This window comes from Cypionkella aquatica (assembly GCF_030161095.1).
GTDB lineage: Bacteria > Pseudomonadota > Alphaproteobacteria > Rhodobacterales > Rhodobacteraceae > Cypionkella > Cypionkella aquatica.
Window position 1 is genome coordinate 331,748 of the sequence record NZ_BSPP01000004.1, and the last position, 15,238, is coordinate 346,985.

Annotated in this window: 14 protein-coding genes; 8 read left to right on the forward strand and 6 right to left on the reverse strand. The window is 63.4% G+C overall.

Annotation, left to right across the window (positions count from 1 at the left end):
* Positions 1-68: 68 nt before the first annotated feature.
* Genes hutU through hutI form a run of 3 tightly spaced genes read right to left on the reverse strand, consistent with a single transcriptional unit; the run spans position 69 to position 4,489 of the window.
* Positions 69-1,766 (reverse strand): urocanate hydratase, encoded by a 1,698-nt coding sequence (gene hutU, locus QQJ98_RS05150; RefSeq protein WP_284324255.1) that lies wholly within the window; start codon positions 1,764-1,766, stop codon positions 69-71.
* A 27-nt stretch (positions 1,767-1,793) separates the two neighbouring features.
* Positions 1,794-3,326 carry a histidine ammonia-lyase gene (gene hutH, locus QQJ98_RS05155; RefSeq protein ID WP_284324256.1) on the reverse strand — a complete coding sequence of 511 codons (1,533 nt, stop codon included), beginning with the start codon at positions 3,324-3,326 and terminating at the stop codon, positions 1,794-1,796.
* Positions 3,323-4,489 (reverse strand): imidazolonepropionase, encoded by a 1,167-nt coding sequence (gene hutI / locus QQJ98_RS05160; RefSeq protein WP_284324603.1) that lies wholly within the window; start codon positions 4,487-4,489, stop codon positions 3,323-3,325. The genes hutH and hutI overlap by 4 nt, the downstream gene beginning before the upstream one ends.
* 126 nt (positions 4,490-4,615) lie before the next feature.
* Here hutI and QQJ98_RS05165 point away from each other — a divergent pair, with 126 nt between their 5' ends.
* Together QQJ98_RS05165 and hutC are read left to right on the forward strand one after the other, a co-directional pair.
* Positions 4,616-5,974 carry a formimidoylglutamate deiminase gene (locus tag QQJ98_RS05165; protein ID WP_284324257.1) on the forward strand — a complete coding sequence of 453 codons (1,359 nt, stop codon included), beginning with the start codon at positions 4,616-4,618 and terminating at the stop codon, positions 5,972-5,974.
* A gap of 18 nt (positions 5,975-5,992) precedes the next feature.
* A complete protein-coding gene (gene hutC / locus QQJ98_RS05170; RefSeq protein ID WP_284324258.1) occupies positions 5,993-6,718 on the forward strand; it encodes a histidine utilization transcriptional repressor HutC in 726 nt (241 codons plus the stop codon).
* Positions 6,719-6,871: 153 nt separating this feature from the next.
* On the opposite strand, the gene QQJ98_RS05175 is transcribed toward hutC, so the two are convergent.
* Together QQJ98_RS05175 and QQJ98_RS05180 are read right to left on the reverse strand one after the other, a co-directional pair.
* Entirely contained in the window at positions 6,872-7,864 is a 993-nt protein-coding gene (locus tag QQJ98_RS05175; protein ID WP_284324259.1) for an oxidoreductase, read from the reverse strand.
* A 54-nt stretch (positions 7,865-7,918) separates the two neighbouring features.
* Positions 7,919-8,635, reverse strand: a complete 717-nt coding sequence (locus QQJ98_RS05180; protein ID WP_284324260.1) for a GntR family transcriptional regulator — start codon at positions 8,633-8,635, stop codon at positions 7,919-7,921.
* A gap of 156 nt (positions 8,636-8,791) precedes the next feature.
* On the opposite strand from QQJ98_RS05180, the gene QQJ98_RS05185 reads away from it, so the two are divergent.
* The 6 genes from QQJ98_RS05185 to QQJ98_RS05210 are packed head-to-tail and all read left to right on the forward strand — an operon-like array spanning position 8,792 to position 14,245.
* Entirely contained in the window at positions 8,792-9,676 is an 885-nt protein-coding gene (locus QQJ98_RS05185; RefSeq protein ID WP_284324261.1) for a dihydrodipicolinate synthase family protein, read from the forward strand.
* A gap of 3 nt (positions 9,677-9,679) precedes the next feature.
* Complete coding sequence (locus QQJ98_RS05190; RefSeq protein ID WP_284324262.1) at positions 9,680-10,912, forward strand: NAD(P)/FAD-dependent oxidoreductase; 1,233 nt, start codon at positions 9,680-9,682, stop codon at positions 10,910-10,912.
* Between the two features lie 12 nt (positions 10,913-10,924).
* Positions 10,925-11,953 carry a proline racemase family protein gene (locus QQJ98_RS05195; RefSeq protein ID WP_284324263.1) on the forward strand — a complete coding sequence of 343 codons (1,029 nt, stop codon included), beginning with the start codon at positions 10,925-10,927 and terminating at the stop codon, positions 11,951-11,953.
* Positions 11,950-12,702, forward strand: a complete 753-nt coding sequence (locus QQJ98_RS05200) for an SDR family NAD(P)-dependent oxidoreductase (protein ID WP_284324264.1) — start codon at positions 11,950-11,952, stop codon at positions 12,700-12,702. The genes QQJ98_RS05195 and QQJ98_RS05200 overlap by 4 nt, the downstream gene beginning before the upstream one ends.
* Positions 12,703-12,724: 22 nt before the next feature.
* Positions 12,725-13,477, forward strand: coding sequence for an SDR family NAD(P)-dependent oxidoreductase (locus QQJ98_RS05205; RefSeq protein WP_284324265.1), 753 nt, complete (start codon positions 12,725-12,727; stop codon positions 13,475-13,477).
* Positions 13,478-13,486: 9 nt separating this feature from the next.
* Positions 13,487-14,245 (forward strand): pyrroline-5-carboxylate reductase, encoded by a 759-nt coding sequence (locus tag QQJ98_RS05210; RefSeq protein ID WP_284324266.1) that lies wholly within the window; start codon positions 13,487-13,489, stop codon positions 14,243-14,245.
* Positions 14,246-14,488: 243 nt separating this feature from the next.
* On the opposite strand, the gene QQJ98_RS05215 is transcribed toward QQJ98_RS05210, so the two are convergent.
* Entirely contained in the window at positions 14,489-15,238 is a 750-nt protein-coding gene (locus tag QQJ98_RS05215) for an SDR family NAD(P)-dependent oxidoreductase (protein WP_284324267.1), read from the reverse strand.

The following is a 15,238-nucleotide window of genomic DNA, read 5'->3' on the forward strand; positions in this document are numbered from 1 at the left end:
CAAATTTTAGTCAAATTGCAGGGTTTTTGCAGGGTCGAACCGGAGTGCGACCCTGCGAAGACGCGAAGTCAGTTGCCCAGAATCGTGGGCAGGCGGAGGCCTTGGTCTTTGGCGTGCTCAACGGCGGTCTCATAGCCTGCGTCGGCGTGACGCCAGACGCCCGAAGCCGGGTCGTTCCAAAGCACACGTTCAAGGCGTTTCGCCGCATCGTCGGTGCCATCGGCGACGATCACCACGCCGGAGTGCTGCGAAAAGCCCATACCGACGCCGCCGCCGTGGTGCAGGGAAACCCATGTCGCCCCGCTGGCGGTGTTGACGAGGGCGTTCAGCAGTGGCCAGTCAGAGACGGCATCGGAGCCGTCCATCATCGACTCGGTTTCGCGGTTGGGTGAGGCGACGGAGCCTGAATCGAGGTGATCGCGGCCGATGACGATGGGGGCTTTGAGTTCACCCGATTTCACCATTTCGTTGAACATCAGGCCCGCGCGGTGGCGGTCGCCAAGGCCGATCCAGCAGATGCGGGCGGGCAGGCCTTGGAAGGCGATGCGCTCGCCTGCCATATCCAGCCAGCGGTGCAAGTGGGTGTTGTCGGGGAACAGTTTCTTCATCGCGGCGTCGGTTTTGCGGATATCCTCGGGGTCACCCGACAAAGCCACCCAGCGGAACGGGCCGATGCCTTTGCAGAACAAGGGGCGGATGTAGGCGGGGACGAAACCGGGGAAGGCGAAGGCGTTCTCGAAGCCTTCTTCCAGCGCGACCTGGCGGATGTTGTTGCCGTAGTCGAGGGTGGGGACGCCTGCATTCCAGAAATCGACCATCGCGGCGACATGGGTGCGCATTGACGCACGGGCGGCTTTTTCGACGGCCTTGGGGTCGGATTCTTGCTTTGCGCGCCATTCTGCGACGTTCCAGCCCTGCGGCAGATAGCCGTGCAGCGGATCGTGGGCCGAGGTTTGGTCGGTGACGATATCGGGGCGGGCGGTGCCAGCCTGCATGCGTTTGACCAGTTCGGGGAAGATGTCGGCGGCGTTGCCGAGGAGGCCCACGGATTTGGCCTCGCCAGCGGCGGTCCATTCAGCGATCATTGCCAAGGCTTCATCCAGCGTATGCGCTTTGGCGTCGACGTAGCGGGTGCGGATGCGGAAGTCGATGCGGGTTTCGTCACACTCCACCGCCAGACAGCAGGCCCCGGCCATCACGGCGGCGAGGGGTTGCGCGCCGCCCATGCCGCCCAGACCGCCGGTGAGAATCCACTTGCCTTTCAGGCTGCCGCCGTAGTGCTGGCGACCGGCTTCGGCGAAGGTTTCATAGGTGCCTTGAACGATGCCTTGGGTGCCGATGTAGATCCACGAACCCGCGGTCATCTGGCCATACATCATCAGGCCCTTTTTATCGAGCGCGTTGAAATGGTCCCATGTGGCCCAATGCGGCACGAGGTTGGAGTTGGCGATCAGCACGCGCGGGGCGTCTTTGTGGGTGCGCACCACGGCGACGGGGCGGCCGGATTGCACCACCAAGGTTTCGTCGTCTTCCAGCGTTCTCAGCGTGGCGACGATGCGGTCGAAATCGCCCCAGGTGCGGGCGGCGCGACCGATGCCGCCATAGACCACCAGCTCATGCGGGTTTTCGGCCACATCGGGATGCAGGTTGTTCATCAGCATCCGCATCGCGGCTTCGGTCTGCCAGCTTTTCGCGGTGATCTCGGTGCCAGTGGCGGGGTAGATGTCGCGCAGGTTGTGGCGGGAGTTGTCGAGCGGTTTGGTCATATCAGCCTCGTATGGGAAGGGGGGGGGTTACAAGGTGGGAAGGGTGAGGGCGGAGGCAGCCGCGAGCGCTCCGCTGGCAATCAGATCGGCGGCAGCGGCAAGGTCGGGGGCCATGTAGCGATCATCGCCCATGGTGGCGACTTGGGTGCGCAGTTGGGCGACGACAGCTTGCAACGGGGTGGAGGTTTGCAGGGGGGAGCGGAAATCGACGCCTTGGGCGGCGCAGATGGCTTCCACGCCGAGAATGACGTTCAGGTTCTGCACCATCTTGCCCAAGCGGACGGCACCGTGCGCGGCCATGCTGACGTGGTCTTCTTGGTTGGCAGAGGTAGGGGTTGAATCGGTCACGCAGGGCATGGCGATGTGTTTGTTCTCGGACATCAGCGCGGCGGTGGTGACTTCGGCGATCATCAGGCCGGAGTTCAGGCCGGGGCGCGGGGTCAGGAAGGGCGGCAGGTTGAACGACAGCACCGGGTCGACCATGAGCGCCACGCGGCGTTGCGCGATTGCGCCGATTTCGGCGAGGGCTAGGGCGATCATATCGGCGGCGAAGCCCACAGGTTCGGCGTGGAAATTTCCGCCCGAGACGATCAGGCCAGCTTCGGTCAGCACGAGGGGGTTGTCGGTGGCGGCGTTGGCCTCGATCTCCAGCGTGGTGGCGGCTTGGCGCAGGACGTCCATCGCGGCCCCGGTCACTTGGGGTTGGCAGCGGATGCAGTAGGGGTCTTGCACGCGGGCGTCGCCCTCGATGTGGCTTTCGCGGATTTCCGAACCAGCGAGCAATGCGCGCATGAAGGCGGCGGCTTCGATCTGGCCCGCGTGACCGCGTAAGGAGTGGATTTCGGGTTGCAAGGGCGCGGTGGAGCCCATGATGGCATCGGTCGATAGGGCCGAGGTCACCAGTGCCGATTGCGCGGCGTTCCAGCCGTCGAACAGGCCCGCCAGCGCGAAGGCGGTGGAGAATTGCGTGCCGTTGATGAAGGCGAGGCCTTCTTTCGGGCCGAGTTGGATGGGCGAGAGGCCAGCGGCGGCGAGGGCTTTGGCCCCCGGCATGATCTGGCCTTGGTATTCGGCTTCGCCTTCACCGATGATCACGGCGGTCATGTGCGACAGGGGGGCGAGGTCCCCGGAGGCACCGACAGAGCCTTGCACCGGGATTTGTGGGGTGACGCCCTTTGCCAGCATTGCCTCAATAAGTTCGACAAATTCCCAGCGGATGCCGGATGCGCCGCGACCGAAGGACAGCAGTTTGAGGACCATCAGCAGGCGGGCGTGGCGGCGGGGGATCGACTCACCCACCCCGCAGCAATGCGACAGGATCAGGTTGCGTTGCAGGGTGGCGGTGTCTGCGGGGGCGATGCGCAGGCTGGCGAGTTTGCCGAAGCCGGTGTTGACGCCGTAAACCGGCGCGTCACCTGCGGCAGCGGCGGCGATGGCTGCGGCGGCGCGTTCGATGCCCGGTTTGGCGGCGCGGTCAAGGGTGACGGGCAGTTCCTCGCGGTAGATGCGGACGAGATCGGCAAGGGTGACTTGGCCGGGTGTAAGGGTCAGTGCGGTCAAAGCGCGCCTCCGATGATGCGTTGATGAAGCGGGTTGAAGCCGATGCGATAGGCCAGTTCGGCGGGGTGTTGGGCGTTCCAGATCGCCAGATCGGCGGCTTGGCCGGGGGCTAGGGTGCCGTGATTGGGCAGATTTAGCGCGCGGGCGGCGTGGGTGGTTGCCCCGGCGAGGGCTTCTGCTGGGGTCATGCGGAACAGGGTGCAGGCCATGTTCATCGCCAAGAGCAGCGACGACATGGGGGAGGAGCCGGGGTTCATATCGGTGGCGACGGCCATCGGGACGTTGTGTTTTCGCAGGAGGGCGATGGGCGGCATTTGGGTTTCGCGCAGGGTGTAGAAGGCACCCGGCAGGATCACGGCAACGGTGCCGGATTGGTCCATCGCCATGACGCCCGCTTCGTCGAGATATTCGAGGTGATCGGCGGAGAGGGCGTTGAAGCGCGCGGCGAGGGCAGCGCCGCCGAGATTTGAGAGTTGTTCGGCGTGGAGTTTTACCGGGATATTCAGTTGGGCCGCGACGGTGAACAGCCGTTCGATTTGGGCGGGCGAGAAGGCAATGCCCTCGCAGAAGCCGTCTACCGCATCGACCAAACCTTCGGCGTGCGCGGCGTGCAGGGTGGGGATGGCGACCTGATCAATATAGGCGTCGGCGCGGTCTTTGTATTCGGGCGGGATGGCGTGGGCGGCGAGGTAGCTTGTTTTCACCGTGATCTGGCGCAGGGTGGCGATTTCACGGGCGGCGCGCAGCATCCGCAATTCGGTTTCGGCATCAAGGCCGTAGCCGGATTTGATCTCGATCACCGCGACACCTTCGGCGATCATCGCATCGACGAACGGCAGGGCTTGGGCCACCAGATCGGCTTGGCTGGCGGTGCGGGTGGCTTTGACGGTGGAAATGATGCCACCGCCTGCACGGGCGACTTCTTCGTAAGACGCCCCTTGCAGGCGCATTTCAAACTCGGTGGCGCGGTTGCCGCCGTGGACTACGTGGGTGTGGCAATCAATCAGTGCCGGGGTGATCAGGCGACCGCCCATGTCTTTTTGCAGCAGGGCGGCGTGTGCGGCGGGGAGGTCGGCGCGGGGGCCGATCCATGCGATTCGGCCCTGATCCAGCACCAAGGCCGCATCGGCAATCAGGCCATAGGGATCAGATTTCCCCACCATTGTCGCGGCTTGCAGGTTGATCAGGGTGAGCGGGGAAGGATGCACCGGATGCCTCATCGAAAGCTATTGCCTGAACGGTGTTTATGCGAGTATGTTTATTATGTCTACACATAAGGAGTCGTCGCCGTGATTTTTGCAAGCCGCGCTTTGCTGCCCGAGGGCTGGGCCGAGAATGTCAGGATCACTGTGGCGGAGGGCCATATCAGCGCCATCACCGTCGGGGCTAAGGCGCAGGCGGGGGATGTGGTGGTGTCGGCGCTGCTGCCGGCGCTGGCGAACCTGCACAGCCATGCGTTTCAGCGGGCGATGGCGGGGATGACGGAGCATCGTATTGCGGGACGCGACAGTTTCTGGACATGGCGCGATCTGATGTATCGGTTTCTGGACCGTTTGACGCCCGAACAGATGCAGGCGATTGCGGCGCTGGTGTTTATGGAGATGCAGGAGGCCGGTTATGCCTCGGTCGGGGAATTCCATTATGTGCATCATCAGCCCGGTGGCGCGGTTTATGGGGATATTGCCGAGTTGTCGGGGCGGATTTTTGCGGCGGCTGATCTGACGGGAATTGGGCTGACGCATTTGCCGGTGCTGTATAGCTATGGTGGGGCTGGGGAGCAGGCGCTGGCCGCGGGGCAGTTGCGGTTCGGCAATGATGTGGATCGGTTCGCGCGGTTGGTTGAGGCGGCGCGGGGGGCGGCTAAGGCTTTGCCTAGCGATACGCGGGTGGGGATCGCGCCACATTCGCTGCGCGCGACGAATCCGAGCGATTTGCTGCGGGCTTTGCCGATTGCGCAGGGTAATCCGGTGCATATTCATGTGGCGGAGCAGCCGAAGGAAGTGGCGGATATCTCGGCTTGGCTGGGGGCGCGTCCGGTCGAGTGGTTGTTGGCGAATACGCCGATTGGGGCGGATTGGTGCGCTATTCATGCGACGCATATGACGGAAGCTGAAACCAGCGGGCTTGCGCGCTCGGGGGCTGTGGCGGGGTTGTGCCCGATCACCGAGGCGAATTTGGGCGATGGGCCGTTTAATGGGCCGGGATGGTTGGCGGCGGGCGGCGCGTTCGGGATTGGGTCGGACAGCAATGTGCGAATTTCGCTGACCGAGGAATTGCGGACTTTGGAGTATAGCCAGCGGCTGCGCGATATTGCCCGCAATGTGATGGTTGTGGGCGAAGGATCTGTTGGCGCTGCGCTTTATCTGGGGGCAGCGAAAGGCGGGGCGCAGGCTTTGGGGCGGAAGTCTGGGGCGATTGCGGTGGGGATGCTGGCGGATTTGACCGCGATTGATCTGTCGCATCCGGCACTGTGCGCGCTGCGGAATGATCAGATTCTGGACGGGTTGGCGTTTGCGGCATCGGATGCGGTGATCACTGACCTTTGGTCGGCAGGGCGGCATCAGGTGCGGGGCGGGCGGCATATCCAGCGCGAGCAGATCATCGCCGGGTGGCGGGTGGCTGTGCAGGGATTGGTGGACGCGCTATAGGGCGCTGAGGGGGGCCAGATGCCAGACACTGTCAGGATTGAGACTGCGAAGGCGGAGACAACGACCTTCCGCGAGGTGATGGCCGAGATCATCCAGCGTATCACCGAAGGCCCTTGGGGGCCGGGTTCCTTGCTGCCCGGAGAGGTGGAACTGGCGGAAGAATTCGGCGTCTCGCGCACCACGATGAACCGGGCTTTGCGCGAAGTGTCAGAGCTTGGGTTTCTGGACCGCAAGCGCAAGGCGGGCACGCGGGTGCGGATGGCGCCGATCCGGCAAGCCCGGTTCGAGATGCCGTTGGTGCGGGCCGAGATTGAGAAAACCGGGGCGGCGTATCGCTATCAACTGGTCAGCCGCGACGTGATTCTGGCCCCCGATTGGCTGCGGGAGCGGATGCGGCTGAAGGCGCGGGCCCGCGTTGTGCATCTGCTGTGCCTGCATTTCGCCGATGGCGTGGCGTTTCAGCTGGAGGATCGCTGGATCAACGCGCAGGCGCTGCCGCTGGCGACAGAGCAGGATTTCTCTGCGGTTGGCCCGAATGAATGGTTGGTCGCCACCGTGCCGTTTTCAGAAGTGGAGATCAGCTTTCTGGCACAGGCGGCGGATGCGCAGATGGTGGCGCATCTGGGCCATGCCCCCGGCGATCCGGTGTTTTGCAGCGAGCGCGCAACGTGGTGGCAGAACGCCGCCGTCACGTTGGTGACGCTGGCGCATCGGCGGGGCTACCGGATGACGACGCGGTATTAACCGCAGCAAAGCGCCCGCAAAGCCCCCGCGCGCGGGGCATCTGAGCCAGGGTTTCAGACGCCTGAATCTGTCCCAGCTGGGACAAAATTCTATATGTTGTGGTTTTGCCAAAACGACATACAAAATCGAGGAAAAGCCGGCCCTTGCGCCAGATCAGGCGTTCAGATCAATCACGCAGCGCCCTTGCACTTGGCCCGCCAAAATCGCCGCACCCAAGCGTGGCAGATCGTCAAGCGTCGCCATCGTGACCATCGATTCAAGCTTGTCCAGTGGCAAATCTGTGGCGATCCGCGCCCAAGCCGCCTGCCGTTTGGCATAGGGCTGCAGCACGGAATCTATGCCCAGCAGGTTGACGCCGCGCAGCAGAAACGGGATCACCGAGGCAGGCAAGGCAGCACCGCCCGCAAGCCCGATCGCCGCAACCGAGCCGCCATATTTCAACTGCCCAAGCACCCGCGCCAGCATTGCACCACCGACGGCGTCAATGCAGCCCGCCCAAGCTTCGGCCTCCAGAGGCCGTTTGACGACCTCGTTGATCTGATCGCGCGGTACGATGTCGCTGGCCCCCAAGGCGCGCAGATAGCTTTCGGTTTCCGGCCGCCCGGTGACGGCTGCGACCTGATAGCCCAGCTGCGCAAGGATGCTGACGGCGACCGAGCCGACGCCCCCCGCAGCCCCCGTCACCAACACGGGCCCCTGCCCCGGTGTCAGGCCATGCGACTCTAGCGCCATCACCGCCAGCATCGCGGTCAGGCCCGCCGTGCCAACCGCCATCGCCATCCGCGTCGTCAAGCCAGCGGGCAGTGGCACCAGCCAATCGGCCTTGACCCGCGCCTTCTGGCCATAGCCGCCCCAATGCGTCTCGCCCACGCGCCAGCCAGTCAGCACCACCTTGTCGCCGGGGCGGTAGCGCGGATCCTGTGACGCCTCGACCACACCGGCAAAATCAATCCCCGGCACATGCGGATAGGCGCGCACCATGCCGCCGCCCGACGTCATGCAAAGCCCGTCCTTGTAGTTGACGGTGGAATATTCGACGGCCACCAAAACCTCGCCGGCGGGCAAATCGGCCAGCTCCAGCGATTTGACGGCGGCATGGGTCGCCCCCGACGCATCCTTTTCAACCACCAAAGCTTTGAACGTCATCTGCGGTCCTTTCAGACAAATCTTGCACGATGCGATACCATCGCGCGGCTGCCGTCAAGCCAGCTTTGGCCCACCAAGCGGCATGGCGGCGGAATGGTTTTCCTGCAGATAGGCCATGAAATTGGCGCTGAATTGCCGGGTATGCGCATGCGCCAAAGCATCGGCACGATCAATGTCGCGGGCATAGATTGCCTCATACATCTGCGCATGTTCATCGGTGAGCAGGATGCCATCCTGACCACGCTCAAGATATTGAAAATGCAGGTGTAACATGCGACGGCCCTGATCCAGCAGGCGGGCATAAAAGCTGGTCAGATAGGGGTTCTTGCCTGCCTCGGCGATGGCCATGTGAAACAGTTTATTGGCCTCGGACATCGCCAGATGCCCGCCCGAGCGCACCGCCGTTTCAAATTGCTTTTGCCGCCGCGCGATGGCTTTCAGATCGGCCTCTGTCCGCAATTGCGCCGCCAACCGGGTGTTCATGCGCTGGGCGATGTCCAAAGCCTCGACGTATTTCGGAAAGCTGGTGACATCAATCGGGGCGACGATGGTAGAGCGGTTTGCAAGCGTCACCACCAGCCCCTCGCCCGCGAGCTTGATCAACGCCTCGCGCACGGGGGACCGCGACATCACAAAGCGCTCGGCCAGCGAGGTTTCATCCAGCAAGGCACCCGGCGCAAGGGTCAGCGCCAGAATCTCGTAGCGGATCGTGTCATAGGCAAATTTCGCGCCCGTGCCTTTGACACGCTTGTTCTCGGGGGCTTCATCCATCGCGGGGCCTTTCTGCGGCTGATCCAGCGATAGCGGCTTGCGGGCTTTCTGTCGACACAGATTATTTTTGATTTGACGTGTCGGCACGGTGTCGTCATGATTTGAACCAATGCGGCCCGCCGTTCTGGCGACGAATCGCGGTGAAGGGATACTCCGATGCTGAAACTGACTGGCGTTCTGCCTGCTTTGGTCACGCCGTTTGATGCGGCTGGCAAAATCGACTTTGTGGCGTTGGAGACGCATCTGACCAACCTGCGCGCGGCGGGGGTCAGCGGCTGGGTGCCGGGGGGATCGTCTGGCGAATACAACCTGATGTCGGATGCCGAGCGGGATGAGGTGCTGGCCTTTGTCAAAGATTTCGCACTGCCGACAGAGACCCTGATCGCGGGCACCAATGCGCCGCACACGGCGGGGGTGATCGCCAATTGCGCGCGCGCCAAGGCGATGGGCTATGACACGGTGCTGCTTGCCACGCCGTTCTATACCAAACCAACGCAGGCTGAATTGATCAAGCATTTCAACGCGGTGCTGGATGCTGTCGATGTGAATATCGTGCTATACTCTTACCCCGACAAAGATGGGGTGGAGTTGGGGTGGGAGGTTCTGGATGCCCTGGCCGATCATCCGCGTGTGATCGGGATCAAGGAAAGCTCTGGCTCTTTGCAGCGCGCGATTGGCATCGCGACGCGCTATCCGGGGCGGATTCAGCTGGTGTCAGGCTCGGATGATATTGCGCTGGATTTCATGTTCTGGGGCGCGGAGTCGTGGATCTGCGGGCCTGCGAATTGCATGGCAAAAGCGGTTTGCGATCTGGATCGCAGCTTCCGTTCGGGCGATCTGGCGAAAGCCAAGGCGCAGATGGCGACGCTTTACACCGCGATGAACATTCTGGAATCGGGCAAGTTCGTGCAAAAGCTGAAATATGGCTGCGAATTGCAGGGCACGCCTGTCGGCGAATGTCGGATGCCTTTGGGGCCGCTGACGCCCACTGAGAAGGCGGAGTTTGCGGCGGCGATGCAGCCGATTCTGAACTGGCAGTAAGCCATGACCACGGTTGTCGTCGGCGCAGGCATCATTGGCACCGCGATTGCGCATGATCTGCAAAAGCGCGGACGGCAGGTGGTGCTGGTGGACCGCGATGCGCCGGGGAAGGGCGCGTCTTATGGCAATATGGCGTCGATTGCGGTGACGGAATTCATGCCCGCCTCGCGCCCGTCGATCTGGCGGCAGATACCGGGATGGATGCTGGACCCGGAAGGGCCGGTGCGGGTGCGACCGGGATATATGCCAAAGCTGGTGCCGTGGTTCTTGCGGTTTATCGCGGCGTCACGGCCCAGCAAGCTGCGCGCGCTGGAGGCGCAGGGGGCGGCTTTGTGCCAGCTGGCCCTGGGCGATACCATGGCCTTGCTGCAAGAGACCGGGTTGCAGGATCAGATCAGCGCGCAGGGCTGTTTGTCACTTTACAGTGACGCCGCCGAGTTCCGCGCTGACCGTGAACATATTGAAATACTTGAGCGTTTCGGCTTTGCGCATGAGGTTTTGGACGGGGCTGCGGCGCGGGCGTTAGAGCCTGCGCTTTCGGACAAGATCGGCATGGCGGTGCGGTTTCCTGACAACCGTTCGCTGAAAGACCCCTTCAAGCTGGTGCTGGCTTTGGCCGAAAAGCTTACCGCTTTGGGCGGGCAGATCGTGCGGGGCGATGTGGTGGGCTTTGGCCGCAGTGACCGCATCACCGGTGTGACGCTGGCCGATGGTCGCAGGCTGGCGGCGGATGAGGTGGTGATCTGCGCGGGCGCGTTCTCGGCCAAGCTGTGCAAGCTGCTGGGCGAGCCTATCCCGCTGGAAACCGAGCGCGGCTATCACACGCAGATCATGGCCCCCGGTATCTCGCTGCAACATTCGATCATCTGGCCCGCGCGGGCGTTCATGGTGACGCCGACGGCGGGCGGGATTCGGGTGGGCGGCACGGTTGAGATGGCGGGGCTGGACGCAGCCCCCGATTACCGCCGCGCCAAGGTGACGGTGAAGCGCGCGCAAACCGCGCTGCCGGGGTTGCGCTGCGCACAGGCCAGCGAATGGATGGGCCACCGCCCTGCCCTGCCCGATACGGTGCCGATCCTGTCAGCCTCGGCCAAGACCAAGGGCGTGTTTTACGCTGTGGGCCACGGCCATCTGGGGCTGACCTATGCTGCGACCACGGCGCGGCTGATCGGCGATCTGATCACCGGGGCCCCGGCCTCGATTGATCTGCACCCCTACCGCGTCAACCGTTTTTAGGAAGGTTCAGCGATGTTCGACAAGGCGTTAGATCTGCTGCTGGTGCATTGCCAAGGTGAGATCGGCAAGCTGATCATCGGCGGCGCACCCGATATTCCGGGCGCGACGATGTTGGATAAGATGAACTATATCAACACGGTCGATGACAGCCTGCGCCGCTTTGTGACGTTCGAGCCGCGCGCGCATGTGGCGATGTCGGTCAATCTTTTGCTGGACTCGACCCGCCCCGATGCGGATGCAGGGTTCATCGTGTTGCAACCGGATCGCGCGCATCCGATGTCTGGCAGCAACTGCATCTGCGTGGTGACGGCCTTGCTGGAAACCGGGCGGGTGGCCATGGTGGAACCTGAAACAGTGGTGCGGCTGGATACTGCTGCGGGGCTGATCGTGGCACGGGCGCAGTGCAAAGATGGCCGCTGTCTGTCGGTCAGTCTGGATAATGTTCCGGCGTTTGTTCTGGCCTTGGATGCAGCGGTGCAGACGCAGGATTTTGGCACGATCCGCGCCGATATTGCCTTTGGCGGGGTGTTTTACGCTTTGGTTGATGTCGATCAGGTCGGATTGACGATCGAGCCCGCCAATGCCCGCGCCTTGGCAGAGGCGGGCATTGCGATCAAAGCCGATCTGAAGGGTCAGGTCGCGGTGAACCATCCCGAAATTCCGGGGCTGGATGAGGTCGCCTATGTGATGTTTCGCGCGCAGGAGGCCGATGGCAGCATCCGCACCTGCACGACGCTAAAGCCGGGGCGGGTTGACCGCTCGCCCTGCGGCACCGGGTCTTCGGCCAATCTGGCGGCGATGTATGCGCGGGGGCAGGTGGCAGTGGGGGATCGTCGCGTGTCACGCTCGATCATTGGCGGGACATTCACGGCGGAAGCGATTGGTGGGGCAGTGGTGGGCAATCTGCCCGCTGTGTTGCCACGCATCACCGGGCAGGCGTGGATCTACGGGCGGGAACAGCTGCGCATCAGCCCGGATGATCCGTTTGCGAGTGGGTTTGCGCTGTCGGATACTTGGGGTCCGCAGGTGGACGCGCTATGACATTGCAGGGTCGGTCGGTTTTGGTGACGGGGGCGACCGGGGCGATTGGGCAGGCGATTTGCCGCGCTTTGACCGCCGAGGGCGCGCAGGTGGTGATCCATTACAGCCGCAATCAGGCAGCGGCAGAGGCTTTGCTGGCCGAGATTGGTGGGGCGGGGTGGTGCGTTGGCGCTGATCTGGCCGTGCCAGACGGGGCTGCTGCGCTGTGGGATCGCGCCGAGGCAATCGCAGGGCAGTTGCATGGTTTGGTGAACAATGCAGGCATAAGGTCCGAGGTGGCGGTGGATGCGCCGTTGGATCAGTGGCAGTCGGTGTGGGCGCGGGAATTTCAGGTGAACTTTCTTGCGGCCGTTGATTTGACTCGGGCGGCGATCCTGCATTTTCGCGGGCGGGGCGGCGGGCGGATTGTGAATATGGCCAGCCGGGCGGGGCAGCGCGGCTATGCGTCCAATGCGATGGCTTATGGCGCGAGCAAGGCGGCGCTGATCAACCTGACGAAATCGGTGGCGCAAAGCCATGGCGCGGAAGGCATCACGGCGGTGGCGATTGCGCCGGGCTGGGTGCGCACCGAGATGGCCGAGGCATTTATCGCCCAGCATGGGGAGGCTGCGGCATTGAGCGGCATCCCGATTGGCGCGATGGCAGAGGCGGCGGAGATTGGCGAGCTGGTGGCCTTTGCGCTGCGGCCCTCGCAGGTGTCGTTGAACGGGGCGGTGTTGGATGTGAACGGCGGCAGCTATCTGCGCTGATTTGGTGATTATGGGGGACGGGATGCGGTTTGACGGCAAAGTGGTGGTGGTGACGGGGGCAGCTGGCGGCATCGGTGGTGCGATTTGTCAGCGGTTTGCGTCTGAAGGCGCGCGCGTGGTGGTGACGGATGTGAACGCCGAGGGGGCCGAGGCAACGGCGGCAGCGATCCGGGATGCGGGCGGTGTCGCGCGCGCCTTTGCCGCCGATATTGGCGCGGCTGCGGGCTGTCGCGCGGTGATTGCCGATGTGATGGCTGCGGAAGGCCGCATTGATGTGTTGTGCAACAATGCAGGCGTCAATCGGCGCGGCAACCTGTTGGCTTTGACTCCGGATGATTGGGATTTATCCTTTGCCATCAACATCGACGCGATGTTCCATCTGTGCCAAGCGGCCTTGCCGCATATGATCGCAGCAGGGGGTGGGGCGATTGTGAACACCGCGTCGCAATGGGGGCTGCACCCTGCGCCGAACCATATTGCCTACAACGTCACCAAGGCGGCGGTGGCGAGTTTCACTCAGAACCTTGCCCGCGATTATGCGGCGCAGAAGGTGCGGGTGAACGCTGTTTGCCCCGGCGAGATCCATACCCCGATGCTGGAGGCTGGGGTGAAACGGTCGGGGCGCACCATTGCTGATCTGGACAAGATGGTGCCTTATGGGCGGATTGGCAGGCCGGATGAAGTCGCGGCTTTGGTGGCGTTTTTAGCCTCGGATGAGGCGGCGTTCATGTGCGGGTCTTTGGTGGAAATCACCGGGGCGCAGGCGGTTTATTAAGGGGATAACATGCGGCTGGGATTTATCGGCACGGGCACGATCACGGCGCATATGGTGCGCGGGCTGAAGGCTTCGGGGCTGGCGGATTGGCCGATTGTGCTGTCACCGCGGGGGGCTGAGGTGGCTGCGGCATTGGCGGAATTGCCGGGGGTGCGCGTGGCTGCCAGCAATCAGGCGGTGGTTGAGGCTTGTGATCTGCTGGTGCTGGCGGTGCGGCCTCAGATCGCCGAGGCGGTGATCAAGCCGCTGAAACTAGCCGCTGATCTGCCGGTGCTTAGTCTGGTTGCAGGGCTGCACAGCGCGACGATTGGCGACTGGCTGGGCCCGCGCCAGATCGCCCGCGCCATCCCGCTGCCGTTTGTCGAGACGCATCAGGGGGTGACACCCGTGTTCCCGCCCGCCCCCGCTGCCATGCAGATTTTCGCGGCTTTGGGCACGGCTTTGCCGGTGGACGATCTGGCCGCCTATGACGCCTATGCGGCGGGCAGCGCGCTGATGGGCAGCTATTTCGGCCTTCTGGAAACCGCCAGCGCCTGGATGCAGGCGCAGGGACTGCCCGAAACCGATGCCAGTGCCTATCTGCGCGGGTTGTTCGGCAGTTTGGGCGATGTTTTGCGCGGCAGTTCGGCGGGATTTGAGACTTTGCGCGAAGATCACTCCACCAAAGGGGGCTTGAATGAGATGATCTTTCACCGCTTCGTACAAGGCGGTGGTGGTGAGGCGATGCAGGCCGCTTTGACCGCCGCCTTTAAGCGGGTGCAGGGCTAGAGCCCAGAACCTTGCATTGAACGGGAATAGCAAACTCTTCGGTGGAGAGTTTGCCCCGGTCACATGGGAACGGTTGGGTGGACCGCTGCAAGCACCAATGTCAGAGGGCAGCGCCCGACCCGGTAGCCGAGAAGCCCCTGCCCGGGGGCGGGTCGGGCGCTGCCCGGCGGCTTTTGGCCTCCGGGGTTGGGCGGAGGTGTTGCGCAGTGACATGTGCAAAGTACATGTCACTGATCAGTGGCCTCAGGCGTAGATATAGCCGCCTGAGACGATGATGTTTTCGCCGGTCATATACGTGTTGCGCGGACCACCTGCCATCAGCACCCATTCGGCCATCTCACGCGGTTCGCCGCCACGTCCCAACGGGCTGGCTTTGGCGAGTTCGCCCAGAAACCCCGACTCGCGGGCCTTTTCGGTGGCCATGCCCGCGGGCGCGACCGAATTGACGAGGATGCCATCACCGGCGACCTCTTGCGCCATGCTTTTGGTCAGGGACACCACCGCCGCCTTGGTCGCAGCGTAATGGGCGTTTTGCGGATGGGCCTTGAACGCATCAACCGAGGTGATGTTGACGATGCGGCCCCGCACCTGACCCAAGGCGGTCTGGCCCTGCATCTGGCGCACGGCGGCGACCATCATATGATAGGTGCCCTTGATGTTGATGGCGTTCGAGGCATCCCAATCGGCATCGGTGATCTCTAGCATCGGTTTGCGCGGATAGATCGCTGCCGAGTTGATCAAGGTATCGATCCGACCCAAGGCAGCTGCGACCTGTGCAAAGGCGGCGTGGGCGGCATCGGCCGTGCGGATGTCGCAGGCGGCAAAGGCATGGGGCAGACCAGCGGCACGGGCGGGTTCCAAGGCGGCCTCGGCAGCGGCCGCGTTCAGGTCGATGATGCCTAGCGCCGATGCGCCTTCGGCCACGGCCATCTCTGCCAGCAAAGCGCCGAGACCCGCGCCGCCGCCGATGATCACTACGGATAAGCCCTTCAT

What these genes read in the sequence shown, in the direction of transcription:
- QQJ98_RS05185 (WP_284324261.1), top strand. Translation starts at nt 8,792, where the DNA reads ATGCTGAAACTGACTGGCGTTCTGCCTGCTTTGGTCACGCCGTTTGAT.
- QQJ98_RS05215 (WP_284324267.1), bottom strand. Translation starts at nt 15,238, where the DNA reads ATGAAGGGCTTATCCGTAGTGATCATCGGCGGCGGCGCGGGTCTCGGC.
- hutU (WP_284324255.1), bottom strand. Translation starts at nt 1,766, where the DNA reads ATGACCAAACCGCTCGACAACTCCCGCCACAACCTGCGCGACATCTAC.
- hutI (WP_284324603.1), bottom strand. Translation starts at nt 4,489, where the DNA reads ATGGTGGGGAAATCTGATCCCTATGGCCTGATTGCCGATGCGGCCTTG.
- QQJ98_RS05200 (WP_284324264.1), top strand. Translation starts at nt 11,950, where the DNA reads ATGACATTGCAGGGTCGGTCGGTTTTGGTGACGGGGGCGACCGGGGCG.
- QQJ98_RS05190 (WP_284324262.1), top strand. Translation starts at nt 9,680, where the DNA reads ATGACCACGGTTGTCGTCGGCGCAGGCATCATTGGCACCGCGATTGCG.
- QQJ98_RS05205 (WP_284324265.1), top strand. Translation starts at nt 12,725, where the DNA reads ATGCGGTTTGACGGCAAAGTGGTGGTGGTGACGGGGGCAGCTGGCGGC.
- QQJ98_RS05180 (WP_284324260.1), bottom strand. Translation starts at nt 8,635, where the DNA reads ATGGATGAAGCCCCCGAGAACAAGCGTGTCAAAGGCACGGGCGCGAAA.
- QQJ98_RS05195 (WP_284324263.1), top strand. Translation starts at nt 10,925, where the DNA reads ATGTTCGACAAGGCGTTAGATCTGCTGCTGGTGCATTGCCAAGGTGAG.
- QQJ98_RS05175 (WP_284324259.1), bottom strand. Translation starts at nt 7,864, where the DNA reads ATGACGTTCAAAGCTTTGGTGGTTGAAAAGGATGCGTCGGGGGCGACC.
- QQJ98_RS05210 (WP_284324266.1), top strand. Translation starts at nt 13,487, where the DNA reads ATGCGGCTGGGATTTATCGGCACGGGCACGATCACGGCGCATATGGTG.
- hutC (WP_284324258.1), top strand. Translation starts at nt 5,993, where the DNA reads ATGCCAGACACTGTCAGGATTGAGACTGCGAAGGCGGAGACAACGACC.